The following is a 24,302-nucleotide window of genomic DNA, read 5'->3' on the forward strand; positions in this document are numbered from 1 at the left end:
AAATGACAAGGGATACAGCCAGCCAATCAGATATGCGGGACGCGCTAGCAGCACGACTAAACCACCTTGCTAAACAGGTTGGGTCAGTGAAATTCTTGGCTGATGTTGCAGGTGTGAACCGTACGCAAATGAGCCGATACTTGGCCGGAACGTCGGTGCCCAGGGCCGAACTTTTGGCTCAGGTTGGAAAGCGCCTAGCAATCCCCTTGGATTGGTTTTTTGAAACTGGAGAGCCGGGCAGAGACCTTGCAGAGCTCAAATTTGGGATGTCTTTCCGGAACGCAGTTGTCGGTAGGAAATTTCAGGTTCTAGAACCATATATGCCGGAAGGTTTCTATCTTTTCTGGAAGCAGATGTTTACGGACAACACCAAGGCAGAAGTGTTGCTGGGCAAAGTCCACTGTGATGAAGGCGTCCACGAGATGCGCATAAGCATGATTCGAGTGGCGAGAAAGTATGGAGAAGTGGCCGAAGCGTGGGGAGGCCGTAACGATTGCAAGAATACACTGTTCATGAGTGGCGGCAACCTCGGCATGATTTCCTTTGACGGTGTCGATAATATCGTCGTTCACGGTCACCTTATGAAGCAAACCTTCGTTAATCGCAGAGTTGTTTCAACACCTGTTTTTGCAGGTGATTTTTACTGTCCTCATCCAGAGATGTCCGGAAGGTCAACCTTTGTGAAGGGCGTACTAGAGAAGGTACCAACCGACACCTCAAGTCTGCTAAAAGCGGGGCGAAGATGTGGACGGTTTGAGTTGTCTGATTTGCCTGACTACATCAAGCGGTTATTGGCCGCTTCGGAGGAATGACTCCCGGTAGCTCGGGTGGATTCCAGGGAAGCTCTTGCAAAGTTTGACAAAGGGTGCACAGCGTATCTTTGCCTATGCTCCATGGGTCTCGCACCAAAGAGCTCCCCCTGTTGGTGAGTGAAAACCGATTTATTGGCCTGGACAGGACGATCGCTCAGGAACTTCAACATTCCTTTGAGCAACTAGATGCCTCAAAGCCGCGCCGAATTCGAGCTCGGTTATTTGCTTCTCGGTGTCTCCGGCTAAAAAGAACCAGTCGAGTGGAATGTCAAAACCTTCCCGATCTGTGCCAGCAGCTCGGTTCTGGGGACTAAACTGCCGTTAAGGTATCGTTTCATCTGAACCCGGTTCATCTTGCACAAATTGGCAAAACTTCTAACAGATCCACTTTGCTCTGCGATAAACTGCAAACGGTTTTCTTAAGTTCTCACGTAGCACGGAAGAGTGTTTTGCGCGGGATGTTTTGACGAACCGACTATTTGTATCAACCTGTAGTTTTCCCTGTCGCACATGTGCGACAGAGTGCAACAATTTAACAATTCTTGCAACAAATTGTAACCTATCGACCGCCCCTTTGCCCCTGTAAATAAAGGATAAGTTGGACAGGGAGAAACGTCATTCTGGGCAGTCTGCTTTTGTTTTGACTGGCTGGGTCGTGACCCTAAGGCGACAAATGCCGGACCTGTTGCAAGCTTTGACCATTGACGCTCGGGAATGCAGAGAGTGAACAGCCGCCCGTGTAATTCAGCCGAAAGTCAGTTCATGACTTCCTTCAAAGGCGCGCAGTATCCGAAAGATGTGATCCTCTTCGCAGTGTTCTCCTATGTCCGATACGGTGTGTCATATCGCGATCTGGAAGAGATCATGCATGAGCGAGGCGTCGCAGCAGATCACACGACGCTAAAGGTCAATTCACACCAAGACACTGTCCGTTTCGCCAATTCTCCGAGTTGGGCGCATAACGAAGCAGGTCGGATGTATTTCCCTGAACTTCGGTAAACTTCGCAACAAACCCCAGTGAGATCAGTCGGTTATGACGAACTACGACGAAACGAGAGTTGTATTTCCTGCGTTTTTCCGGGAACAATTCCGGGGGCAGTTCGGTAAGATCCTTGGGCATGAGCTGCCCTGGACGGACAATAATCAATTGGATGCGAGCCTGGAGGAGATCTGGAACGCCTTCGAAGCCGCCGATCGAATCATTGGAGAGCATTGGCCGCTACTTGCGACCAGTCTGTGGCAATACGGTTCCCATAAACTGATTTCGACATTCATTGAGACAAGCGCAAATGTTGCAACGGCCCTGAAAGAGATAATGTCGGAAGAAACCGCCTATCTTCCGGTTTTTTGCTCGAGCCTGGAAGCGGCAAGTGAAGGGATGGTCGCGAGGGTAGCCCCGTCGATTGAAATATCTCGACGCAACTGGGACATTATTCTTACGCTCTTCGTATTGGGTCAGACCGCATTCTTTAAAAGGCATGCCCCTGAAGAAACGAAACGTATCGTTTTCCGAACATGTATTCCCAAGTCCTCTCATTCCGAGACGCTGCAACAGCTTGCGACATCGAAGATACTCTTCGATCAACCGTTTAAACAATGTCATGTGGTGTATCCGTTCGATCTGTTGTCGAAATCCGTGGGTTACCGGAATGATTCCCTGAATAAGATTCTTTTGATGGAAATCCGACGTATCGCGCACCTGCCGCGCTCTACAAACGGGATTTCGCCGAAACTTCGGACCCTTTTGAGAAATAGCATGCCGCTACCGCTTTCGGCGGAAGATGCGGCAACAAAGCTTGGCATGTCGCGCAGTTCCATGCACCGCCATCTAGGATCGGAGGGGCTGAGTTACAAAGAGATATTGCATCAGGAGCGCCGTGAATACCTGATGGTCCACCTCTCTTATCTAAACCACAAAGATCTGGATCACGAAGCCTTGGGCTTTGGCTCTCGGCGGGCATTGAATGACTTTTGTAACATCCATCTGGGTCGCCCTCTAAGAACCTTCCTTAAAAAGCGCCAAAGACAAGGCGCTGTGTAGTCGGCCTCGAGCAGCTTCCTTTCAGCCCATCTTGAAAAGGTGGCGAAGACGCTTTCAGCCCAAAGTCGCTCACCGTTTTTCGTATTTAAGATGAGGTGGCTCCGGCTCACGCCGGACGAAGATCCGGTTTGATCCACAATGTTACACAATCAGGGATGCCGCATGGAATTGCGTATCTCCGATTGAGACAGAAAAGGTAATCTGAGACGGGGAACGACATTATTGGCCCAATGTCGCCAGGTCATTTGGAACTGCCAGAAAACACTGATTAACTATGTTTTGCAGGCCTTTGCGGTCTGATTTTTTTGCGGCCGGGGTGGGTGGCTGCTCGGTTCGGTGGTTGCTGTTGTTGAAACGTAAGGACGGATACACCCATGCCCCAGCGGGATTCGCCAGAGAAGCTTTGTCTCCGGGGAACGCGCTTGGGCAGATGCCACAGCTTCTTGGTTCGTCAGGGCCGGGCGCTTCGTGCTCCAACTACAGATCAGGACGGCTCTGCGCGGTTACTGATCCTTGCATACAGTACAATTCCGGCGTCTCCAGCGTGCTCTTGGGAGGCTTCGCAAGATCGGGTGGCGTTATATCCGGCCTCTCGCCTGACGCGCGTGGGCGTGGTGTCTCACCCGCGACGACGCCGGATGATTGCCTTGGCCTGACGGATGTACCAATTTCCAAAGCGATTTTCGTAGGCGAAGCGGGATACAAAACGTCCTGCACCCTGATCGTCGGCGCCTCGGATACGTTCCTGAAGCCATCCCATTGTCCCGAGAAAACAGCGACCACTGGGTTCTCCCATGTGTCGCTTCAATCCGGAGGTAATGCTGCGCAACAGATTGACCGGGTTCATTCGTGGTCAGTCACATGATGGCGATAACTGTGCAGCCGATTGCCGGGGCTTCTTTTGCTTGTGACGCGGAGAACCTTCCCCGCGAGATCCAAACTTGGGGGCAACTAAATAGTTTAGAGCGCGAGGAATTAGGCTAATGGCGACAATCAACGGAGACGACAACGACAACGTCCTTAACGGTACCACTGGCAACGATACAATCAACGGCAATGGCGGCAACGACACAATTGATGCGGGCGCTGGCAATGACATTGTCGATGGTGGCGATGGTAATGATACCATCATTGGTGGGAGCGGATCTGACACCATCAATGGAGGTGCCGGAGATGACTATATCGACTTGCTGGATTCGACTACTTCTGCACCAGATACTGTCGATGCTGGGTCAGGGAATGATACCGTAAGGGCCTGGTTTGGCAACGATACCATTGATGGCGGCGATGGAACCGACCTGATCGACTACAGCAGTATAGGGCAGGCGACTCCAGTTGACATTGATCTTGCCGCTGGAACCGCCGACATAATCGGCGCGACATTTGGTACCCAGACAGTCACGAATTTTGAAGATGCGACCGGAACGTTTGGCGATGATACAATCGCCGGGACGGACGGCGCCAATGTGTTGAGCGGTCACAATGGGGATGACATTCTTGATGGCCGTGGTGGTGACGACACGCTCGACGGCGGTACTGGCAACGATACCATAGACGGCGGGGCGGGTAACGACAGCATCACCGGCGGTGACGGCGATGATACTCTGACAGGAGGAGATGGCGACGACACGTTTCTGTTAAGTGATGGACACGATGTTATCACCGATTTCAACACCGGCAACACCGGTGCGATTGATGATGGCGATCAGTCGAATAACGATTTTGTTGATCTGAGCGGTTACTACAGCCAGGCCAATTATGACGCAGCAGTTCTTGCCGGGCACATCGACCCGCTTGTTATCAAGAACCCGCTGCAATGGCTGCAAGCTGACCAAGCCGATGACGGCATTCTGAACGACACCTTTGCAGGCTGGGACGCCAATACCACCCTGACATTACAAAATGGAGGTGTCCCCGTTGCGGGTTCAAATCTGACTTTCGACAACACGAACGTGGTTTGTTTCACCAAGGGGGCGATGATCCTGACACCCAACGGCGAGGTTCCGGTCGAACATCTCAAGGTAGGGGATTTTGTCGTCACGATGGATAACGGGCTCAAACCGATCCGCTGGATTGGTTGCCGGGAACTGAACGCTTGTGAACTTCAGACGATGCCCAATCTTCGTCCGGTTCTGATCCCGGCAGGCCAACTTGGCAACAAGCGCGATCTTTTGGTTTCGCGCCAGCACGGCATGGTGCTGGATACCCCGACTGGCGGAGGCGGTCAGCAATTGGTCCGGGCCTGCCATCTGGCAGAAGCGCAGGGGCCGATCCGTATCGCGAATGGAAAGAAGTCCGTCTGCTACTATCACATCATGTTTGATCAGCACGAGATCATCTTTGCCGAAGGTGCGCCAAGCGAAAGCTTCTATCCCGGCCCGATGGGGCTGCGGGCGCTTGGGCATTCCGCTTTCTGCGAGTTGGCGCAGATTTTCCCTGAAATGAGACAAGTCCTGACCCAGTGCCGGGCCCCAGAGCTTGCCTACGGCGAACGAGCGCGAGCTTTTGCGAAACGCAAAGCCGTTCTATCTGTCGCAATGCACTGATTTTCGCTGAAGCTGCGCCCAAATTAGAGTGATGAATAATATTCGGTTCTGACGGGCATTGGTTCGACACCGAATATCCAAATTGACACTCGATACGTCAAATTTGAGGGGTTACTCTGAAGCGGCGTTTATTGCCTTTAAGTGTCAATTACACAGATTTCACCACCTGAAACACGCCTCGTGGTTAATGGTTGGTTGTCGGAACAAGTCGCCTTGATTAAATCGGGGCGGTCAGAAAAAGAGGCGGAAGCTATGTGCCGTTCTGATCGTTGTAAGTGTGCAATATGACGCAAAAGAATGCCGAGCTAAATGGCGATGCAGGGTTACCGGAAAAAAGAACCGGGATCTTTGCTCTGTATAAAGAAATATCTCGTCTTACTACGCGGGTAATCCGAAAACTGCAAACCGACCAAAAAACTCTAAAACACGCTGCGGTAGAGTTATTTACGACTGATACGACGCAAGAAATAAGAAAGAAGCGTGAGTGGGAAGTCAGTAGGTTGTTCGGGCGCGTCGCGATGCAATCACCAGAGATCGTCGCCAGCTATCTGGTGTTATTGATATTTCTGCCTATCACCAGACCATTCGGTAGCGATGCGTCTCAGTTGAAAATACTGGTTAGTCTTTTGTGGTTTTTCGGTACGATTGCTCATTACTTTTTTGCCACGCTAACTATTAAATACATCTTCTACTATGTAAGGTTTCGTTTCGGGCATTTTGTTAGCCTTATAGCAAATGTATGCGTGTATTCGGTTATCTGCATTATTACACCAATTGTAGTGGTTTCATTTTTCCCAGAGCCAGTGAAACTGGAAGTATTGCAGATGTCGATCTGCTTTCCTTTGGTAATCGCGATAGGTGCCATTTCCACATACTTCAAATATGTAACGATTGAGCATCCGCTTTTTGTGCCGGAAAACGGATACCGGAAGTTACTTATTCACGTTCCCTTGGACAAGAGGGGGACGGTGTTATCCGTATCGGCAGAAGACCACTACATCCGGATAGCAACAACCGCCGGCACAGCCCTTGTCAGAATGGCCTTCACTGACGCACTTAAGCTCTTGGCATCCGAAAAGGGAGACCAATGTCACAGATCGCACTGGGTCTCTTTTGACGCGGTTCAGACTCTGGAAAAGCGCTCAGGCGGTGGCTGCGTCGCAGAGCTTCTTAACGGGGATCGGATTCCCGTTGCCAAGAGCAGGGCAAAAGAATTCCAGGCAATCCTATCATACAGAAATTCCTAAGCATCCTGGCCAGTGTCATTGCATGGGTCGAGATGTGGGTAAAGGATTCTCCGTGACGCAAACCTGCGCGCGACACACTACTCTCCCCTCTCCTGATTTGCTGTTTACAATCATATTCTAGTCCGCGTGGTTCGCGATGTTTTCGACCATTTCGCGTTAGCTATCAGGAATTTAACGAATTTCGCAGGCATGCTGCGACATTCGGTTTTACACTGTTGCATTAACTTTCGAACATCGTTGCTGACGCGAAACACGCACTCCTGCGATCAAAGCGCGTCACCAAGAGTAAAGTAGGGAGCGCCCGAAGTTGCTCAGCGACGGTGCGCTCGTTTCGGGGATGTGAGGAATGACAGTTGCCGGCAGGATCACCACTACACCTTCGTGTGAAATCAAAGTCGAGACCAACGGGTCACGATGCCGCGCCGCTATGGATAAATGTGAAACCCCGGAAGAAAGGTCATGGCCGAGCGGATGGTGGTTGGTGCCAGCATTTATCTTCGGTGCCTTTATATGGGGTGCCATCCTGGCGGCGGTGGTGTTCTGACTCGGATTCCCGACATTCCCGGGAGGATCTGGAGTGTAGTTCAATGGCTTTCTGTGCCAATTGCAAAGCGCAGCAATACCGCGACTACGTCCGGGAAATCGCGATAGCGCGACCGTTCAACCAGCGGATAACAGTCATCGTAGCTCTTTTTATCCTGGCATTGGTTTGGGAAATTTTGACTGGGTTAGCGATAGAAGCGTTCTTTGTGCCTTTGTTCACATTCGCCGCTTTTCATTACCTTGATCGACAGGCCGCGATTTACAACTACCGGCACAGCGCATCGCAGCGAACCCCTCAGTGCTGGCATCATCTTTATAAAGATGGGTTGCCGAATTGGTCATACTACCGTCAACACCGTCGCGCTCCGCTCTTTCGACGAGTTCGGCAGTAGCCTCAACCAAGCCAGTGTCAGGATGCATCGCGGAGCCCTTGTCGCAGCCAACAGGCAGTTCGCGACTTTTCGCGGCAGTTCACGACAACGGGATTTACTTGATATTTCAGCCCAAGACAGAATGGTCTCAAGGCACGTTGTCTTGCGGCTTCCAAATACAACACTGCATGTACCACTCACTCAACAGGCGCACACAGAAGGAAGTCATTATGCGGAGTGTCTAGCTGGCGAAGGTGGTGGATGTGCGCAACCACCACCTTCGCCGCAGGGGCGTTAGATCGGACCAGGGTAACGGTATTGGTGAGTAACAGTGGACAGCATCTCATTAAGAAAATTCGGTGGGTTGACGATCTCCGTTCCAAAAAATGCGTGTAGTACAGTGCGCGGGCTGTTAACGACGCAAGAGATAGCAACTGCATTTGATGCTGTGCCAGTTTTTGACGAACGGGACCGTTCAAAGAAACGCGATGAGCAATCTTTAATCTGCCAGTTGAATTTTCGCACAACCTCGACAGTGTGCTAGCACGATGCCCCGGACCGCAATTTTCGAAGCGGAAAGAGGAAGAATACACCTTTTTGCTCGAATTCATGAAGCCGTTTCTCGTCTTGCCAGCAACACCGAACGCACAAAGAGACTTCCTATTTTCGCAACGGTGGAGACATCATGAATATCGGGCTTGTACAAGTCGTTGCCTTGACGATAATCCTTCTTATGTCCGGCTGTGGTCAGACATGGCGCACTGATTATCATAAACCTCCGGATCGGCAGTTGGCCGCTCAATGGAAGGTTGTGGGTGTCGTATCGACAGTGCCAAGAAGCCTTTCTGTATCGGAGGCGAATACCTTTGCACCTGACGCTGATATTGTGTGGCGAGAAGACCCGCCCGGAGACAGATATGAACAAGTCGGCCGAATCATGCAGGATGCAGTTACGCGTGGGACTGTCGGTCTGCATGGTCAAAAAGCTGTTCGTGTAGAAGTGACAGTCAATCGCTTCCACGCCCTGACTGAAAAAACCCGCTACTCGAACTATCAGGTCGGTGTTCACAATATCGGTTTCGCGATCCGTGTCATAGATGCACATTCTGGCATCGTGCTGGCGTCGGAAGACGAAGTTGATGCCGATCTGATTGCGTATACGGGATTGCAGGCACTTGAAGCCGTCAGGCGCGGAGAAACGCAGCGGGTTCGCATCACACGCCACATCGCCGCCGTCGTCGCCGGTTGGCTTGGAACAGGGCCGGACGTACGAGGTGCCTTCTCGCGGTCGGGCAGATAATCAGACCGGCCGTGTCGCATGGATCGTTTCATCAGCGTAGCTACTCATTCAAAAACGCAGAAGTGAAATTATGTTTATATATCGGGCGAAGCTTGCTCCGCACAATTCCCCGTTTTTAGCGGCACCAGGTTTTTCTACAAGACCATTACGCGACCACTGATTTTCTCAAAACCAGAAAGGTCATCATTCCCAGCGGTGGGAGGGATCTTTGCTCTTCTAGGGCAAGCCCATCCTCTTGCAATACCGTTTCAATCTCAAAATCTGAATGCCAGCCGATTGTATTTGCAAGCGGGGCAAATACGCGTTCCAAGGATGCAAGCAGACCCCGCTTTCTTTGGAAATGGTTGGTGATCACCACTCTGCCACCCGGTTTGCAGACCCTTGCTATTTCCTCCATCACTTTTTCCGGTTCCGGAACGACGGACAGCACATGCATCGCAGCAACCGTATCGAAATGGTTGTCCGGGAAATCAAGCGTGCGGGCATCCATTTGCCTCAGTTCCGCGACATGGCTCAGCGATAGATCTCTTACCTTGTCGCGTGCCTTTTGCAGCATGTCCTCGCTGAAATCGATTCCGGTCACTTGCATCTCGGGCCTGTAATGTTCCAGGGACAGCCCGGTGCCTACGCCAACTTCCAGAACGGTTCCAAGGCGTCTATTGATGAATTCAACCGCGTGTTGCCGCCCGACATTGGTGATGGTCCCAAACGTTTTGTCATAAACGGGCGCCCAGCGAGCGTAGGAGGTTTGAACGGCTTTGATGTCCATATCGAGTCCTTAACGGTTAGAAGGTATTTCCCTGTCAATCCATGCCCAGGCAACCATTCCCACATAACCGACACACAGCGCGATCAGCGTCGCCCAAGCGAATGTAAGAAGCGCGGCGCCAACAACAGCGACACCGATGAGAAAAAACTTCGTGTTCTCCCGCGAAATCCGCGTGGTCTTGAAAGACCAGGTCGGTATGCGACTGATAAGCAATAGACCGATGATCACCATGTAGAGGCAAATCAACATACTGGGCAGCAATGGGGCATCTGCGAAGGCGAAGGACAGATACATTGGCAACATGACCAGAAGCGCCCCCGCAGGGGCCGGGACCCCCTCGAAATAGGCGCTGTCATGATCGCAGATCTCGGATTTGCTGCCCACATTGAACCGGGCAAGTCGCATGACGCAGCATACCGCAAAAAACAGAACTGCGAGCCATGCCGCACTGCGTATATCCTGTAAGGCCCAGAAATAGAGAACGAGCGGTGGGGCGACCCCGAAATTTAAGAAATCTGCAAGCGAGTCCAGCTCGGCCCCCAGTTTGCTGTCACTGCTGAGAAGGCGCGCAATTCGTCCGTCCAACCCATCCAGCACACAGGCGGCAATAATGAGCTGCACCGCGAGCACGTAGTTGCCCTGAACGCCAAATCTGATTGCAGACAAGCCCGCGCAAATGGCTGTTATGGTTAGCGCATTGGGCAGCAAATGGATCAGCGCAAACCCGGTCTCTTCCTGTTCGGACGGTTCTGTCACTGATCCAAATACCTACTTTTCTTCGGCTGTGTGCAAACTGGCAAGGATGGTTTCGCCAGCAATCATAGTTTGCCCAACACGTACCTGCGGCTCCACGCCATCGGGAAGGTAAACATCCAGCCGAGACCCGAAACGGATCAATCCAAATCGCTCCCCGGTTTGCAGTGTATCTCCCGGTTTCACGAAGCAGACGATCCGCCTGGCCACCAGGCCCGCAATCTGGACAACAGCCAGATCCTGACCGTTTGTCATACAAATACGCAGGCTGTTGCGCTCGTTGTCGGCGCTGGCCTTGTCCAAGGAAGCGTTGAAGAACTTGCCGGGGCGATAGGCAACGGCGCTTATCTCACCCTCAATAGGGGACCGATTTACATGACAGTTGAAGACACTCATGAACACACTGACACGGGTGAGAGGTGTGTCGGGCATCCCAAGCTCGCTCGGCGGTACTGCCGGTTCGATCAGCGAAACCACCCCATCCGCCGGGCTGACGATCAGCCCTTCTCCTGTGGGGGGAACGCGTTCCGGGTCGCGAAAGAAATAATAACACCAGATTGTTAGGCCGACCCCAATCCAGCCCAGAATGTCTGACAATAGAAACAGCCCGACGGTTGCGGCGGCAAAGATCGCGACAAACCGAATACCTTCTGGATGCATCGGCTTGATGAATGTTTCGCGCATGCGCATCGCAAATCTTCCCTTAGGTCAATTGTCGGCACTTTCATAAGTGGATTGGTGGGGAACGCAAGTGAGACGGGTGCAGACGGTTCATTCTTTGAGATATCTGATGCACACCTGCTGGTTGCTGCAGTTTCCTACTGTCTCAACGACCTCATTGAGGTCTAGGTCGAATTCAATTGCCAAGTCCTGGGCCTGAATTGGATGAAAGCTCTCCAAGTTTCGCACTATTCGGCCTTCTTCGAATGAAATCAATTCATGAGATCTGCCAGACCAACGCACAATTCCACCGCAAAGCATCCGTCGTTCGGCGTCGACGATTTCAGCTACCGGGTCCGCAAAGAAGTCGCTCCACTTAAGAAAACCGGTACTGACTGCCCGGGCAACCGCCTGTTCGATCGTCTGGCTCTTTAGCTTGTTGGTGATCGAAGCAGTCAGGACCTCTACCATTCGGGAAGAGCGGCCCATTTGTTTGGCAATGACTGACGGTATCAAACCTGACGCGAGCATTTTCAACACGTCCAACTCATCACCAGACAGGGAATCCGATGGAAAGTTGAAGACCGTATCAATTACATCAAGGGCAAGCAGATGCAGGACCTGCGCTTCATGACGCAGAGCAGGGAGTATTCTCACGACCAAGGCGTCCCATTCGGTTCGGGGCAGATTGGAAGTAACTGTAAAAACGCCACGCTCGCCAAACGGATTTATCACCGGAATAGAAAGTCCGTGCTGACCCACACCAAATTTTCTGGCAGCATCGAATAGCGGTGCGTGTTCACGCTGGTCATCAAACACAGCCCAATCAATTGGTGCAATCATTGCGGCACCAAACCGGATGAGGGGATCAACCAAAACCAGGTCGTTTTCGACGTAATGCTTGACCCATTCGGCCGGGAAGGTGGTGCATCCGTGAACAACGTTATGATGCTTGTCGATGTGGGCGTAGGAGGCGTTTTCAAATCCAAATCTTTGGCAAATTTCCTGGAGGCGCGCCTCCCCGGTTTGCCTGAAATCCAGTTCAGAATTGCCAATGTCCGCGATTTTCATAGATCGTCTTTCTGTTCCGCGTTGCCGTCGAGGCCGCATAGCAACCTAAAGCTGAACAAACTACTCGGGAATTCCCGTAGCCAATCACAGATTTGAATACTGTTCTGTTCTGGAGGCAGAAATAGAGGGAAAACCTGCTGATGAGACGCGTGAATTTGAGAAGCCGGCGGCGTACGCACCAAAAAACCAATAGAAGTTCCCGCAGTCCTAGCGAAGCCCATCTTCCTCCTCCCGCATTCGTCGCGCCAACAGCCCCATGAAACTGGAAATCAGGTTCAGTTCACCTCGTTCATCGGCCTTAACCATACCGCGAAGGTATCCGCCCGGATTAACCAATGGCGGCAGGCGCGAATCACTCAGCCTCGCATCCGTGATCACTCCAGCCAGGATTGCACCCATGATGGTCAACTGTTCGATAGCAGCATGCCAGGCGGAGACATTGGTGCCAATCTCTGAAAGCCGGGACCAAACACCAGTCTCAATCGCATAGAGGCCTAGCTTGGTATTCTGATCTCCGCCACCGGCGATATCGATATGCATGCGCAGCTCAGGGGATGCCAGATCATACAGGATGCGACTGTTCACCCGAGGCAGTTTTTGGGGCTTGCGCGATATCGTATCCGGCGGATGATTGCTTTCTAAGCAATGCGCAGGGCCATCAGGCCCGAAGCCCGAACAATCTGGTTTCTCGGCTTCAGCCGAGGACATTGTCTCATCGCCATCGGCGTTACAGGTCAGAATTTCTTCTTCAATTTGGTCTTGTATATGGCACCCGAAACCAGCTTCGGGTTCACCCGAAATTTCACCGGGTTGAGCAACCAGCTCTTCGATCCTTTTCCAAAGGTCATGAGCTGCCTGAACATGTGCCCTGAGCTCATCCAACGACAGGTATTTCAGCTTGTCAGCACGCGGCCAGGACCGAAACGCGCCCATCATTTCGTCGATGCCTTCAGGAGGGCAGGGGAGTAAGAGAAGCACGGCCAGACTATGTTTCACATATCGGTAAAGCCGTGATCGATCCCCGCGCAGCTCATCTTGTTCTTTCTTTTCGGCCTTGCTTCGCACCTCCGCGTCGAGCATCTCGGATATGAGGTCCAGGGCAGGGGTCAGGAATAGACCAAGTCCCTTGCATTTGCATCGCGCGCCATTTGCGCCAAGCCTGCGTTCGATCAATCCAATGGCTTCCAGCTCACGTTCATGGTTGTGAATTGTCCGATCTGTCACCCCGCGCCCGGCAATGAGAGTTTCCTGGCGCGCGAAACAAAAGGGTTCCTGGGACGGGTCTCGAAACGCGCATGGCGAGATCATGTCGATGATGATCTCAAAGGTGCGAATACACTGGGCCGATGCGCCTCTGATCTGGGCATAGCACACGCAGAGCTGCCGAAACCTGTCACGGTTCCAGCCCTCGGGAAGGCCGTTGTGGAAGCGCATTTTTTCACGGTGATGGGCGGATGAGATGTGCCGGAAGTTCATGGTTTCAACCTGACCTGGCAAAGGTAAGAGTTGTTTCCGCAGCTTCGCGGGGCGGAACATTCGGAATGGTTCATCCGTTTCATTGTGTGCTTCTCATTGAGGAAGCAAGGCGGGTCGAAATTCAGCAAAAGACAAAAAAAAACCGTTCGCACAGATGCGTTTATCCTTGTCAGAATTTTGGGAATTTCCTATGAATCAAGTGATCAAACGTGACTTAGGAAGATCCCCGCTGAGGCCCCGCCTTGCGGGGGTTTTTTGTTTTGGGGTTAGGGTGATCCTCTGCGCGAAACGGTCTGGTTGCCTATACGGCTGGTAGGTTCACTGACAACCGCAGGGACAACGATGCACGCACCGGACAAACAACGTCAGTATCGGATGAGTTCATAGTCGCTAAATCCAAATGTGTCGGTCCACTCGACACCGACGCCGCGGAAGTAGCTGGGAGGTTCACAGCGATTGCCCAGTGGCAGCCAAGAAGGGATTGGGGCAGGAGCGCGCTCGGACCAGCGAAAATTCGTATTATCGTCGTAGGTGCCAACCACAAGATCAAGCGAACGCTCGCAATCTCCCTCCGGTGAACGACGGCGATAGCTGTAGTGGCGCACATCCCAAACCCGGATGGACCTGACAACGTCGAAATCGGGTGAGGAAAGATCGACGCTGATCGGAGTTGGCTGCAGATCAGCAGTGAATGGCTCTTGGAAAGACGACGCTGGTTGTGAGGAAATGGATGCATCCACGATCACGGGTTCCGAAGTAATATTTGCAGGAAGTTCTGGATCAGAATTTGTGCTGGCGCGTTTGATTGCTTCCAGCCTTTCCATTGGACCTTGAGCTGAGGAGTTGTGTGACGCGTTCATCGGACAACGCCAGAGTTGGAGCGGCGGTTCGACCGGGTAGGGTGTGATGCGCCGAATGAACTCTGCCTTGGCAGCAACGCAATCAAGCAAATTTGGCCAACCCCCGGCGAGGCAAAGGAATATGGCACAGTCGATTGGATAGGCACTGGCCTGCATGGCCGGCAGTGCAGCGAGTGCAACTGCAAGGGCCTTTGCGCGAGTTCTATTTCCGGATTTTGAGTGTTTCAAGATGGTCTCTCCTGCTTGCGAATCGCCTAAGCAATATCCGGCCAATATATTTCTGACAATCCAATATCGTATATCGGCGCACTTTCTTATATTGACGTAGATTGTGTTTTAGTCCACAACTTTTGGATGTAGAAGACGGCCCATAGGGGGTCGTCATGGCGGACAACAAGAGACAATACACTGTGGTAACCATCGAGATGGTCCGGGGCCTGAAAGAAGATCAGGTTCCCTTTACATGCCGCTACGAATTTATCGGACTCGCTTCCCTTGGACGACCTAAGTACCACTGCATTTATAGCTCTCCGAACTATGTCGGGGCCTTGTGCAAGTCGAAGATCTCTCGAGCGGGCGCTGAGCCCAGGGAGTTCGATCTTTGGCCAGGGCTTTTTAAGCATCACCAGGAATTTGGCGACGGGCGCATTCTCTGCGTCAAATCAGATTACACGATCGAGTCGATTACCCCAGAGGGTCTCGAAGCAGCCCAAGCCCTGGACGCGAAATCCAAAACCTGATCGGTCACGTTCGAGAACTCAGTTCATCAAAGTACTGGGGCAGGGCACATGAAGCGACTCTTGTTTCTCAGCGCTGTACTCGCGTCTTTGTTCATTGCTGCTGCTTGGATTGAACCATCAAAACAAACAAAGACCCTGAGCGCATCCGAGGTGATTGCCGTTGATGGTGACACGATCGACCACGGCGACGATCGCTACCGGCTCGTCGGTTTCGACACACCTGAGACCTACCGGCCCCAATGCGCAGCTGAAAAGGCTCTGGGCTTGAAAGCGAAAGCAAGGCTGACAGTGCTCATCCAGACGGCGGACCAGATAGAGCTGGTCATCCAACCAGATCTGGACGTGCATGACCGCTTCCTAGCGGTTGGGCGTTCAGGTGGTCAGGAGATAGGGAAAACTCTGATATCCGAAGGTCTCGCCCGACCATACAGCGGTGGTAAACGCCGGTCCTGGTGCAGCTGAAAGAAAGGATCAAACAACGACTTGATGACCCAAAAACAAAACTATTGAGCAGTGAGCGGTCCTGTCGATTGCGCCAACAACCGACAGGACAAGAAACGCCCCAAATCCATCCGGGCATTCCTCAAACATCAAGAGAGAACTGTACTATGGTAAAAACAGTAACCCTAGATGCCGATCTTAGATCGGACAGCACCGCGCCAGAGTCAATGGGTGCGACCCTAAACAACGTGTCTGCGCTTGCGACGGCACAGCACTGACCAGCGACAGCGCCGAACAGGACATCCCCGACACTTTGGTCAGACCTTCCGGCTGATTGATCCAAGCTGAACGCTGGCTGTCTGCGAAGCTCGCGAAGGGCTCAGTGCTGTGTTCCGGCATCCAATTTCTTGCTGCTCAAATGATCCGAAACCGAACCCCATAATAGTAATTATGTAAAAACTACTGACCTAATTTGGAGATCAAATTAGTGGCTAACTCCCTCACAAGCTTCATCGAAAACAGATGTCGGACCAACGCCGTTTGGCCGTTGTTGGCGTTCCTGGGAACCGATGCCTGCGCCCAGGTCATCGAGTACGAACCTGATGGCAGCGTGTTCCTGAACGGTGCGCGGGCAGAAATCGTTGATGGCGTTGTTAAGCCAGTACGGATGCGGGAATACGAGTTGGACGAACAGGCGCAACCGCCCAAAGCCAAACCGCAGACAAAGATAGAGTTTGCAGGTAAAGCACCGCGGCCTCGCAAAGCCTCTGGTGGCTGGTCGCAGGAACGGATCGTCAAAGAAATCCATGCAGCGGCGGAACGGCATGACATTCCGGCCGAGTTGTTCATGGCGCTGGTCTGGCAGGAAAGCCGGTATCGGGCTGACGCTCTGTCACCCAAAGGTGCCTATGGCTTTGCACAGCTCATGCCGGGAACAGCGAAAGACCTGGGCGTGAACCCAAAGAACCCATCAGAAAATCTCGACGGTGGTGCCCGCTATTTGGCGGCGCAGTACCGCGCGTTCGGAACCTGGAAGCTGGCGCTTGCCGCCTACAACGCCGGGCCTCACCGCGTCGTCGAATATGGCGGCGTCCCCCCCTTCACCGAAACCCGCAACTACGTGCGGATCATCCTAAGCAAAGTGAGCACTTCCTCATGAAAAGAACCCACTTCTACCAGCAGATGGCGTTTTTCGCGATCATTGCGTTCATCATCACAGCAGCGCCCGCCTCCGCTGGCTGGTTGCAAGATGCCATTGGCGATTTCATCAACGAAACACTGGCCGACTCGAAGGTCGTTGGCGTCAGCCTTGCCGCTGTCGGCTTCATCTGGGGCTGTCTCGCCTATGTGTTCGGCTGGGGTTCGTTGAAAGGCCCTGTAATCGCTATCGTCGTCGGTGCTGTTATCGGCCTCGCTGATACGTTCATCGGAGCCTGATTGATGCCGCGCCGCAATACGGTCTTTCGCGGCCTGAGCCGCCCCGCAGAATGGGGCGGCCTACCCGTGATCTATCTGCTGGTGATCCTCGGGATGACCATGCTTTCGTTCTTCATGTTCGGGATAGCACCAGCAATCATTGCGGGTTTTGTTTTCTACACCGGGCTTCGCCTCTTTTACGAATGGGAACCGGCTTTCTTCCGCGTCCTGTCCGTAACCCTTTCCAAAACTCCGCGCACCAAAAACCGCCAGCATCATGGGGGAGATTACTATAGTGCCTAAGCCTGCTGCCCGAGGCATGTGGACCCTTGCCCGCTCGTTGATCGAGCCGAGCTGGCGCAAGGATGAAATGAGCCTCTTTCAGATGTTGCCCTATGGCTATGTCGTGGACGATGAGGTCATTTCCACACGCAACGGTGGTCTTATCGCCGCTGCAGAAATCACCGGAATCAACGCAAACACACTTGACGAAACCGAGTTCGAGTTTCTGGCCGAACGGTTTGAGCGTGTGTTGCGGACCACTCCAAATGAAGTGGCATTCTACGTTCATCGACTGACCGTCCCGGCTGAGACGGGACACGTCATCACAGATCCAACCGGCTTTGCCGGTGCAGTGGCGCAGGCCATGCGTTCTGCGTCCGTGGATGCGGAGCTGAAGGAACGCAAGATCATTATCAGCGCCATTCTGCAAAAGCGGCAGGATGAGCGGGCCAAGCAGATGTTCGGCATGTCGTCAGGAACGATCGACGAGGAACGCCGCGAAATGATCGAACAGCTCGACGGTGTGTTCACCACACTGGCGGGCACGCTGGGTGAGGCCCGTGTTAGTCGGCTGAAGCTCAGTGATGGGCGTTGGCTGGGTTACTATGGAATGCTGTTGAATGGTCGGTATCAGCCGATCATTCACACGAACATTGCAGAACCCATTGCCTTCAACATGCCGCAAGAGGATGTGCTGTTTCAGGGCAAGACCGGAAAACTGGTCACGGGCGACGATCAGGAACGCTCGATCCGTGTCTATTCCCTGAAGAATTACCCGATGGCGTCTTTCCCCGGCATCTTCGACGGGCTGGACCTGCCGGTCGATGTCGTGATTTCGCAATCCTTCCTGCCGATCAGCCGCGCCCAGGCGCAGGAAATGGAACGTCGCAAGTCGGGACAAATGCGCTCGGCTGGCGACAAAGCGAAGTCGCTTGAAGAGGATTTGTCTATTCTGGCGGATGGTATTGCCTCCGGCACCATGTCACTCGGCAAGCACCACCTGTCGATCTGCGTGTTCGGGAACGAGGAAGATCTGAAAACCGCCGAAAAACACATCATCGGTGAAATTCAGATTTCGGGTGGCACAGTGAAGCGCGAAACGATGTCGGCCCGTGCGGTGTATTTCGCGCAGCATCCCGGCAACTTCGCATTCCGCCCCCGTGAAGAACTGATCACGGACCAGAACTTTGCGGACATGGTTGCGTTCCACATGCGGCCCAAAGGGCTGGACGCTGAAAAGCTGCCCTGGCCGGGGCCATTGGCAACTTTCCCAACGACACATGGCGACCGCTATGACGTGTCTCTGCATCAGCAAAAGACCAGCAAGGATGCCGAAAACCTGCCCTCCGGCCACACAATCGTTCTGGGACCGAACGGCTCGGGTAAAACCGTGATTGCGATGCTGTTGGCAACAACGGCTGTTGCCCAGGGTGCGCGGATCATCGCATTTGACAAAGACCGGGCAATGGAAGCCCCAATGCGCGCCCTCGGTGCGCAATACATTCGTGTCAGGATCGGTGAGCCCACCGGCATGAACCCGTTCCAAACGGAGACGGATGAGGCCGGTCAAAGCTGGCTGGCAAATTGGGTCATCGCCCTATTGAGTTATGATGAGCCTCTAACGGCAGAGCAAAAAGACGAAATCACGCGGGCTTGCCAAGCCAATGCCACTTTGCCGCCTGCGCTTCAGAACTTCGATTCACTGGTGGAACGGTTCAGAGCCTTTGATGACGGCAAGAACCTGTACAAGCGGGCCAGCGAATGGGCGGGCAATGGTCGGCTGTCCTGGATGTTTGGCGAGGGTGGCACAGATCCTTTCGCCTCTGACGATCGGCATCTTGCGTTCGACATTTCCGAGGTTCTGGATGACGAATTGGTCCGGCTGGCATGGATCAGCTATGTCATGCGCCGGTTGGAGCATCGCTGCGCAGAAAAAATCCCCTCTGTTTTTGTCATTGATGAGGCATGGAGAATTGCTGGGAACGAGTACGGCGCAGCAATCCTCAAAAATGGTTTCACCACGTTCCGTAAGCTGAACGTCGTCATGATGTTGATGACGCAAAGCCCCAAACACATCCTGTCGTCACAGGCCAGCGATTCCATCTTGGTAAACACCAGCACCCAGCTTTTGTTCCCGTCCCGATCCGGCAAGGAAGCGGATTTCCAGGCGCTCGGTTTGAACGACGCGGAGCTGGGCGCGTTGCGGGCGCATTTTGGCGACCGCGTCATGCTCATGAAGAAGGGTGATGAGAGTGTTTGGCTCGATGTCGATGTCGGCGCTCTCGGCCCGCTTCTCCGTGTTCTGAGCGGATCAGACGGAAAATCGTTCCCTGATCCTGACTGGCGAGAAAACCCCAACTTCTGGAAGGAAATCACATGAAAACCCGCCTTGTAATCGCCCTGGTCGTTCTGGCCGCTGTCTCTGCCTGCACCAGCACCTATTCGGGCTATCGCAGCAAATGCGCCTGCGACTTTGAGCGCATGACCCCCCCTGAAAACATGGAGCTTGTCTGATGAATATTTCCAGGAAATTCCGCACAACCATTGCCGTTTCGGTTCTGGCCGCCCTGCCCGTTCTGGCGTCGGCCCAAGGCGTTCCGGTGGTGGACTCTGCATCCATTACACAGGATGCCGCCAATTCGGCCAAGGAAATCGCTGAAATGGTCCGCCAGTACGAGCAATTGCTGCAACAGTACGAGAAACTGGAACAGCAACGGGCATTGCTCGAAAACTCCTTCAAAACCATCAGCGGCTTGACGGATCTGGATGAGTTCAACAGCCGCAGCTTTTTGAAGCTGGCGACCGCTGCTGACACGCTCGGCTACGCGCTGGACGCAGCGGAGGGCGGTATCTCCGGCCTGCCCGATGTCGCGGCTCAGGCGATGGAGCGTCGATCCATCAACCTCGGCCTCAACGGTGGCATCCTGTCGGAGTTTAATGGCTCAGACGTACCAGCTCGGCGTATCCTCTCGGAGCGTGGTGGTGCGGGCCTGATGGCGTCGGCGCTGGGTGAGAATGGCTATGACATGGCTAGTCAACTCGCCGAAGATGCTGAAAAACTGCGCGGTGAAATCGGTCAACAAGAAGATTTGAAGGACGCAATCGACTACAATACGGCGGTTCTCCTGAAACTCTTGCAAGTTGAAATTGAAATCTTGCGCACAACCTCGGCTAATGCTCTGGCGTCGGGCACGGATCTGGCTGCAACCGCTGCCGATCTTTCGACGCTTAGCAATTACGCAAGAGGAGCAATTAAATGAAAACTCGCACAACTTTTTTCGCCGCCGTCGCCGTCACAACCATGCTTGCGACGGCGGCGTCGGCAGAGGTCAGCTATTTTTTTGGACCAGATGTCGATTGGACATTTGGGAATTATGGGGCCTGCCTTGGATACAGCGGTGTCAGAGAGGTCAAGCAACCTCTCAAGAAATATGGGATCGAACGGCTGGCCGCTGTTGGTCAAGGTTCTGACAAGCAATACGTCGTAGGCAACTGGACCGACGCGATCCTAAATGAACAGATCATTGCGGCTCATGAAGTTGCTATTGAACAGTGCCGTCTTCGCAAGGCCGGTGAAGCCTTCAGCACTGAATGCCCTTTGGGCAATCTGAACCGCGATGAAGCTGTTGCCAAAGTTGGCGCAGATCAAGATGCATTCTGGTCCAATCCATCCAGCGAACTTCAGTCACTCAAAGATCAGCAACAAGAGCGACTGGAAGCTCTGCGCCCTGCGATAGAGGAGGCTTGTGGGCCGTGATCGAAGGTTTCGTCAGCTCGATAGAATCTGCGATCAGCAACTTTTCGCAGCAAGCATTCAACAGTCTGGCTGCGGATCTCGCAGCCGGTCTCTGGGCCATCGCTGGGCTGATTTTTGTGATGATGTTGATCAACGGTGTGCTTCAGATCAAAGAAATCGGGTTTGGTGGTTATGTCGGCTGGATCATTCGGGCGACGATCATCATCGGCATGGCCTCAAGCTGGAGTTTTTTTCAGCCGATCTACCAAGGCATTCAAACCCTGCCGGACAGCATCGCAGGTGCTCTCACTGGCACAACAAATGTATGGAAATCCTTGGATAAAATCGCGCTTCAGTGCTTCTTGATGGGGCAAACCGCGATTGAGAACGCTACGTGGGGCCTAAGTATTACTGGCGCTATCTTGTGGGTCGTCGGCGCTGTCATCGTTGCATTTGGCACCGGAATGGCACTCATCGCCAAAGGCGGCATGGCGGTTTTGCTCGGCCTAGCTCCGGTGTTCATTGCAACCCTGCTCAGCTCAGCGACTTCGAACATTTTTGCAGCTTGGGCGAAAACGACAATCGGCCTCGTCATGGTGATTGTTGTGCTGACAGGCATTGTTTCACTTATCCAAGCTCTCTTTGCTTCAGAACTGTCGACTCTTTCCGATGTGAACGACATGGAAGCCAGCGGACGATTCCTCGCCATCTGCATCGTGGCTATCGTGATGTTAACCCAAATTCCGTCGCTTGCAGGTGGAATGTCCGGTGCAATCGTTTCTGCATCGTCCGGTCTCGCTGTGGCAACGGGTGCCGCGGCCGCCGCCAGAAGCGCATTGGGTACGGCTGCTGGTGCTGGACGCAGCACAATTGCTGGGGGCAAAACGGTCGCTGCAATGGCCTCCGCAGCACGTGATGGAACTGGGGTTCGTGACAGCGCCTCCCGCGCAATGAAAGCACGACGGGAAATTGCACATAGAGCCCGCAATCAGGATGGGGCGGCGCGCCAGAGCTACGCCGCTGATCGTTATCGGCAGAGCATTCGAGCTGCCCGCGAAAAATCTTCATAAATCGAGGTACAGAGCAAATGTCACACGTGACAGATCACGAAAAAGAACTCTTTCTGAGCGCACGTCGCGATGCCTTCAAATGGCAAGTGTTCGGTATGGTCGGGATGGCAATGGGCGTGGCTTCCATTATCGGTTGGGCGATGCTCCTTCCCCTGAAGGAAATCCGCGCTGTACCCTTCTCCATTGATCCGGACACGAAGCTGCCGGTGCTGCTGACTGAAAAGGTCGAAAAACTCGAACCTTCTGAGGCGATGGCGTTCCGCGAGGTCGCAAACTATGTGCGCGACCGGGAAACCTATGATGTCCAGGACAACAACGAGCGCCTGAAATCGGTGCTGCGTCGTTCTGATGAGCTGGCCGAAACTTCCTACCGGGATCTGTGGGACGGCTCGAACGAGAACCACCCGGACGAAATCTATACGCCCAAGACAAAGGTGCAGACCGAAATTCTGGGCGTTTCGCCGGTCAACGATGAGACGGTGCAGGTCGAGATCCGCAAGTCACTGATCGTTCCAAACCAACCAACCGCCTCGGCCCGCTACGTGGTCACAGTCACCTACGGGTTTGAGGAAAAAATTGTGACGTCGATGGATGAACTTTTGGAAAACCCGTTCGGCTTCGTCGTCACCAACTACCGCGTAGACGCAATGGGAGACATCTGATGCAGCGTTCTTTCAAAACACTCACCGCCACCGCCGCAGCAGTCTTGGCATTCTCCACGCCTCTGCTCGCTGAAATCACACCGACACCAGACGGAAAGAATGCGGATCACCGCATCACGCATTTCCATTACGTCGAGAACCAGGTGTACCGCATCCCTGTGGGTGAACGCCTGATTACCTATGTTCACTTTCCGCAGGGCGAAACCGTCCGCAGCATCGGTGCGGGCGACACTGAAAGTTTTCAGATCACCCGCCTTCAGGAAGGCCGCGTGATCGCGTTCAAGCCGGAAATCCTGAACTCGGATTCGAACCTGACCGTCCTGACCAATCGCGGTTCGTACAACTTCTATCTGGTTCCTGCTGAAACTGCCGCTGAACGCAAAAGGGTGCCGTTCCGAGTCACCTTCTATAGCAACAACAAGGGTGGGACCACGACGACCCGTGGCAAGGTGGCGCGAAGCGAACCCAAGCCAACAGGCCGGTTCGTGAACCAGAACTATTCGCGCTCGGGCAAAGCCGACTTCGCCCCCACCGCAGTTTGGGATGATGGCGTTCACACCTATATGCAGATCCCACAGGATGCAGAGTTGCCGGGTATCTTCCGTGTCCTGCCTGATGGCCGTGAGCTGATGGTGAACACCACAGTCAAAGAGCGCGGCATTGTCCAGGTGCAGGGTCTTTCCGATCTTTGGACACTGCGCATCGAGGACACTTCGATCTGTGTTCGCAACGATGGCGACGCGTTTCAGCAGGCAAGCGTGAGCGGGCGGCCCGTCACTTCACAGACAGTTAAACCGGGGGGCAGCAAGTAATGGATCGCAATCAGACAATTGCGGCACGGGTGGCGGCTGAACAGCCTCCCCTGCGTTCCCGGAAAAGGCTAGAACCCAAGAAGCTCATCGGCGTTGCCCTCGCGGGTGCCGTGTTCGTTGGTTTCGCGTGGTTTGTGCTAGGCGACGACGCCAAGAACAGCCGCGCCGGTGTTCGCGTCGATGCCCTGCAACAAAGCGGTGGCGAACGCTATGGCCTGCTTACGGCACGGGGACCACAAGTGGACGAACCCGAACCAGAAGCGTTGCCTGAGACCATAGCTGTGGCGACACCCGAAACAGCGCCGGTGCAGGTCGATGCCGAGGGGCTGAAACAAGCCTTGAAAACCATCGAGCAACAGAATGGTCGGATTTCCGATCTGCAAGACGAGCTGACAGATGCCAAGGTTTCACTGTCTGAAAAAGATAGTGAAATCGCTTCCCTCACTCTGACCAATGAACGCCTGCAGGTCAGGTATGACGAGCGCGAGAAGAAGTTTCAGACAGAGCTTGCCCAAGCCGTAGCTGATGCCGAGGCACGGGCACTCGCCAGCATGAGCCATCTGCAAACCCAAGGTCTGACCGAGGACGAACGGCGCAGGCTCGAAGAACTCAAGCGGATGCGCGAGCGCCAGAACCAGTCGGACGGAATTGTGTTCGATGAAAATCCACTTCGTAGAAACTGACGGAAACAACG

Annotated in this window: 24 protein-coding genes and 1 pseudogene; 19 read left to right on the forward strand and 6 right to left on the reverse strand. The window is 53.6% G+C overall.

Annotated features, from left to right (window positions below; translation table 11 throughout):
• The first annotated feature begins 95 nt into the window (after window positions 1-95).
• The 6 genes and pseudogenes from ACR0DJ_RS18595 (at window position 96) to ACR0DJ_RS18620 (ending at window position 8,860) form a co-directional block, all read left to right on the forward strand.
• The gene (locus ACR0DJ_RS18595; RefSeq protein ID WP_480686310.1) at window positions 96-812 is read left to right on the forward strand and encodes a helix-turn-helix domain-containing protein; all 717 of its coding nucleotides are present in this window, start codon (window positions 96-98) and stop codon (window positions 810-812) included.
• Between the two features lie 762 nt (window positions 813-1,574).
• Window positions 1,575-1,715 (forward strand): annotated as a pseudogene (locus tag ACR0DJ_RS18600) (IS6 family transposase); the annotation flags it as partial.
• 130 nt (window positions 1,716-1,845) lie between these two features.
• Entirely contained in the window at window positions 1,846-2,853 is a 1,008-nt protein-coding gene (locus ACR0DJ_RS18605) for a helix-turn-helix domain-containing protein (protein ID WP_480686026.1), read from the forward strand.
• 983 nt (window positions 2,854-3,836) lie between these two features.
• Window positions 3,837-5,399, forward strand: coding sequence for a Hint domain-containing protein (locus ACR0DJ_RS18610; RefSeq protein WP_480686025.1), 1,563 nt, complete (start codon window positions 3,837-3,839; stop codon window positions 5,397-5,399).
• A gap of 284 nt (window positions 5,400-5,683) precedes the next feature.
• On the forward strand, window positions 5,684-6,646 hold the full coding sequence (locus tag ACR0DJ_RS18615) for a LytTR family DNA-binding domain-containing protein (RefSeq protein ID WP_480686024.1): 963 nt from the start codon (window positions 5,684-5,686) through the stop codon (window positions 6,644-6,646).
• 1,599 nt (window positions 6,647-8,245) lie between these two features.
• Window positions 8,246-8,860 carry a DUF6778 family protein gene (locus tag ACR0DJ_RS18620; protein ID WP_480686023.1) on the forward strand — a complete coding sequence of 205 codons (615 nt, stop codon included), beginning with the start codon at window positions 8,246-8,248 and terminating at the stop codon, window positions 8,858-8,860.
• 145 nt (window positions 8,861-9,005) lie between these two features.
• Here the strand turns inward: ACR0DJ_RS18620 and ACR0DJ_RS18625 are convergent, their stop codons facing one another.
• The 6 genes from ACR0DJ_RS18625 to ACR0DJ_RS18650 all read right to left on the reverse strand — a co-directional run bounded on the left by ACR0DJ_RS18625 (window position 9,006) and on the right by ACR0DJ_RS18650 (window position 14,677).
• Entirely contained in the window at window positions 9,006-9,629 is a 624-nt protein-coding gene (locus ACR0DJ_RS18625) for a class I SAM-dependent methyltransferase (RefSeq protein WP_480686022.1), read from the reverse strand.
• Between the two features lie 9 nt (window positions 9,630-9,638).
• On the reverse strand, window positions 9,639-10,385 hold the full coding sequence (gene pssA / locus ACR0DJ_RS18630) for a CDP-diacylglycerol--serine O-phosphatidyltransferase (RefSeq protein WP_480686021.1): 747 nt from the start codon (window positions 10,383-10,385) through the stop codon (window positions 9,639-9,641).
• 12 nt (window positions 10,386-10,397) lie between these two features.
• Window positions 10,398-11,072 (reverse strand): phosphatidylserine decarboxylase, encoded by a 675-nt coding sequence (locus ACR0DJ_RS18635; protein ID WP_480686020.1) that lies wholly within the window; start codon window positions 11,070-11,072, stop codon window positions 10,398-10,400.
• Between the two features lie 81 nt (window positions 11,073-11,153).
• Complete coding sequence (locus tag ACR0DJ_RS18640; protein WP_480686019.1) at window positions 11,154-12,113, reverse strand: helix-turn-helix transcriptional regulator; 960 nt, start codon at window positions 12,111-12,113, stop codon at window positions 11,154-11,156.
• A 207-nt stretch (window positions 12,114-12,320) separates the two neighbouring features.
• Window positions 12,321-13,589 carry a helix-turn-helix domain-containing protein gene (locus ACR0DJ_RS18645; RefSeq protein WP_480686018.1) on the reverse strand — a complete coding sequence of 423 codons (1,269 nt, stop codon included), beginning with the start codon at window positions 13,587-13,589 and terminating at the stop codon, window positions 12,321-12,323.
• A gap of 365 nt (window positions 13,590-13,954) precedes the next feature.
• Window positions 13,955-14,677 carry a hypothetical protein gene (locus tag ACR0DJ_RS18650; protein WP_480686017.1) on the reverse strand — a complete coding sequence of 241 codons (723 nt, stop codon included), beginning with the start codon at window positions 14,675-14,677 and terminating at the stop codon, window positions 13,955-13,957.
• Window positions 14,678-14,832: 155 nt separating this feature from the next.
• Here ACR0DJ_RS18650 and ACR0DJ_RS18655 point away from each other — a divergent pair, with 155 nt between their 5' ends.
• The 13 genes from ACR0DJ_RS18655 (at window position 14,833) to ACR0DJ_RS18715 (ending at window position 24,291) form a co-directional block, all read left to right on the forward strand.
• A complete protein-coding gene (locus tag ACR0DJ_RS18655; protein ID WP_142638830.1) occupies window positions 14,833-15,189 on the forward strand; it encodes a hypothetical protein in 357 nt (118 codons plus the stop codon).
• A 48-nt stretch (window positions 15,190-15,237) separates the two neighbouring features.
• Window positions 15,238-15,651, forward strand: coding sequence for a thermonuclease family protein (locus tag ACR0DJ_RS18660; RefSeq protein ID WP_480686016.1), 414 nt, complete (start codon window positions 15,238-15,240; stop codon window positions 15,649-15,651).
• 466 nt (window positions 15,652-16,117) lie between these two features.
• Complete coding sequence (locus tag ACR0DJ_RS18665; protein WP_480686015.1) at window positions 16,118-16,789, forward strand: lytic transglycosylase domain-containing protein; 672 nt, start codon at window positions 16,118-16,120, stop codon at window positions 16,787-16,789.
• Complete coding sequence (locus ACR0DJ_RS18670) at window positions 16,786-17,067, forward strand: hypothetical protein (protein WP_170637833.1); 282 nt, start codon at window positions 16,786-16,788, stop codon at window positions 17,065-17,067. The genes ACR0DJ_RS18665 and ACR0DJ_RS18670 overlap by 4 nt, the downstream gene beginning before the upstream one ends.
• Window positions 17,068-17,070: 3 nt before the next feature.
• A complete protein-coding gene (locus ACR0DJ_RS18675; protein ID WP_152460684.1) occupies window positions 17,071-17,349 on the forward strand; it encodes a VirB3 family type IV secretion system protein in 279 nt (92 codons plus the stop codon).
• A complete protein-coding gene (locus tag ACR0DJ_RS18680) occupies window positions 17,324-19,708 on the forward strand; it encodes a VirB4 family type IV secretion/conjugal transfer ATPase (protein WP_480686311.1) in 2,385 nt (794 codons plus the stop codon). Before ACR0DJ_RS18675 ends, ACR0DJ_RS18680 begins: the two co-directional genes overlap by 26 nt.
• Window positions 19,705-19,842 carry a hypothetical protein gene (locus ACR0DJ_RS18685; protein ID WP_170481467.1) on the forward strand — a complete coding sequence of 46 codons (138 nt, stop codon included), beginning with the start codon at window positions 19,705-19,707 and terminating at the stop codon, window positions 19,840-19,842. The genes ACR0DJ_RS18680 and ACR0DJ_RS18685 overlap by 4 nt, the downstream gene beginning before the upstream one ends.
• Window positions 19,842-20,588, forward strand: coding sequence for a type IV secretion system protein (locus tag ACR0DJ_RS18690; protein WP_480686013.1), 747 nt, complete (start codon window positions 19,842-19,844; stop codon window positions 20,586-20,588). Before ACR0DJ_RS18685 ends, ACR0DJ_RS18690 begins: the two co-directional genes overlap by 1 nt.
• Window positions 20,585-21,085: a hypothetical protein gene (locus ACR0DJ_RS18695; RefSeq protein WP_480686012.1), complete on the forward strand. Its 501-nt coding sequence runs from the start codon at window positions 20,585-20,587 to the stop codon at window positions 21,083-21,085. The genes ACR0DJ_RS18690 and ACR0DJ_RS18695 overlap by 4 nt, the downstream gene beginning before the upstream one ends.
• Window positions 21,082-22,134, forward strand: a complete 1,053-nt coding sequence (locus ACR0DJ_RS18700) for a TrbL/VirB6 family protein (protein ID WP_480686011.1) — start codon at window positions 21,082-21,084, stop codon at window positions 22,132-22,134. The genes ACR0DJ_RS18695 and ACR0DJ_RS18700 overlap by 4 nt, the downstream gene beginning before the upstream one ends.
• Window positions 22,135-22,160: 26 nt before the next feature.
• A complete protein-coding gene (locus tag ACR0DJ_RS18705; RefSeq protein WP_480686010.1) occupies window positions 22,161-22,796 on the forward strand; it encodes a VirB8 family type IV secretion system protein in 636 nt (211 codons plus the stop codon).
• Window positions 22,796-23,608: a TrbG/VirB9 family P-type conjugative transfer protein gene (locus ACR0DJ_RS18710; protein ID WP_480686009.1), complete on the forward strand. Its 813-nt coding sequence runs from the start codon at window positions 22,796-22,798 to the stop codon at window positions 23,606-23,608. The genes ACR0DJ_RS18705 and ACR0DJ_RS18710 overlap by 1 nt, the downstream gene beginning before the upstream one ends.
• Window positions 23,608-24,291, forward strand: a complete 684-nt coding sequence (locus ACR0DJ_RS18715; RefSeq protein ID WP_480686008.1) for a hypothetical protein — start codon at window positions 23,608-23,610, stop codon at window positions 24,289-24,291. Before ACR0DJ_RS18710 ends, ACR0DJ_RS18715 begins: the two co-directional genes overlap by 1 nt.
• The last annotated feature ends 11 nt before the right edge of the window (window positions 24,292-24,302 follow it).

The sequence above is a fragment of the Ruegeria sp. BF10 genome (assembly GCF_056538725.1).

Bases quoted from the DNA above. Each gene is read 5' to 3' on its own strand.
- ACR0DJ_RS18605 (WP_480686026.1), top strand. From the start codon at position 1,846: ATGACGAACTACGACGAAACGAGAGTTGTATTTCCTGCGTTTTTCCGG.
- ACR0DJ_RS18610 (WP_480686025.1), top strand. From the start codon at position 3,837: ATGGCGACAATCAACGGAGACGACAACGACAACGTCCTTAACGGTACC.
- ACR0DJ_RS18615 (WP_480686024.1), top strand. From the start codon at position 5,684: ATGACGCAAAAGAATGCCGAGCTAAATGGCGATGCAGGGTTACCGGAA.
- ACR0DJ_RS18620 (WP_480686023.1), top strand. From the start codon at position 8,246: ATGAATATCGGGCTTGTACAAGTCGTTGCCTTGACGATAATCCTTCTT.
- ACR0DJ_RS18625 (WP_480686022.1), bottom strand. From the start codon at position 9,629: ATGGACATCAAAGCCGTTCAAACCTCCTACGCTCGCTGGGCGCCCGTT.
- ACR0DJ_RS18635 (WP_480686020.1), bottom strand. From the start codon at position 11,072: ATGCGCATGCGCGAAACATTCATCAAGCCGATGCATCCAGAAGGTATT.
- ACR0DJ_RS18640 (WP_480686019.1), bottom strand. From the start codon at position 12,113: ATGAAAATCGCGGACATTGGCAATTCTGAACTGGATTTCAGGCAAACC.
- ACR0DJ_RS18645 (WP_480686018.1), bottom strand. From the start codon at position 13,589: ATGAACTTCCGGCACATCTCATCCGCCCATCACCGTGAAAAAATGCGC.
- ACR0DJ_RS18655 (WP_142638830.1), top strand. From the start codon at position 14,833: ATGGCGGACAACAAGAGACAATACACTGTGGTAACCATCGAGATGGTC.
- ACR0DJ_RS18660 (WP_480686016.1), top strand. From the start codon at position 15,238: ATGAAGCGACTCTTGTTTCTCAGCGCTGTACTCGCGTCTTTGTTCATT.
- ACR0DJ_RS18670 (WP_170637833.1), top strand. From the start codon at position 16,786: ATGAAAAGAACCCACTTCTACCAGCAGATGGCGTTTTTCGCGATCATT.
- ACR0DJ_RS18675 (WP_152460684.1), top strand. From the start codon at position 17,071: ATGCCGCGCCGCAATACGGTCTTTCGCGGCCTGAGCCGCCCCGCAGAA.
- ACR0DJ_RS18680 (WP_480686311.1), top strand. From the start codon at position 17,324: ATGGGGGAGATTACTATAGTGCCTAAGCCTGCTGCCCGAGGCATGTGG.
- ACR0DJ_RS18685 (WP_170481467.1), top strand. From the start codon at position 19,705: ATGAAAACCCGCCTTGTAATCGCCCTGGTCGTTCTGGCCGCTGTCTCT.
- ACR0DJ_RS18690 (WP_480686013.1), top strand. From the start codon at position 19,842: ATGAATATTTCCAGGAAATTCCGCACAACCATTGCCGTTTCGGTTCTG.
- ACR0DJ_RS18695 (WP_480686012.1), top strand. From the start codon at position 20,585: ATGAAAACTCGCACAACTTTTTTCGCCGCCGTCGCCGTCACAACCATG.
- ACR0DJ_RS18710 (WP_480686009.1), top strand. From the start codon at position 22,796: ATGCAGCGTTCTTTCAAAACACTCACCGCCACCGCCGCAGCAGTCTTG.
- ACR0DJ_RS18715 (WP_480686008.1), top strand. From the start codon at position 23,608: ATGGATCGCAATCAGACAATTGCGGCACGGGTGGCGGCTGAACAGCCT.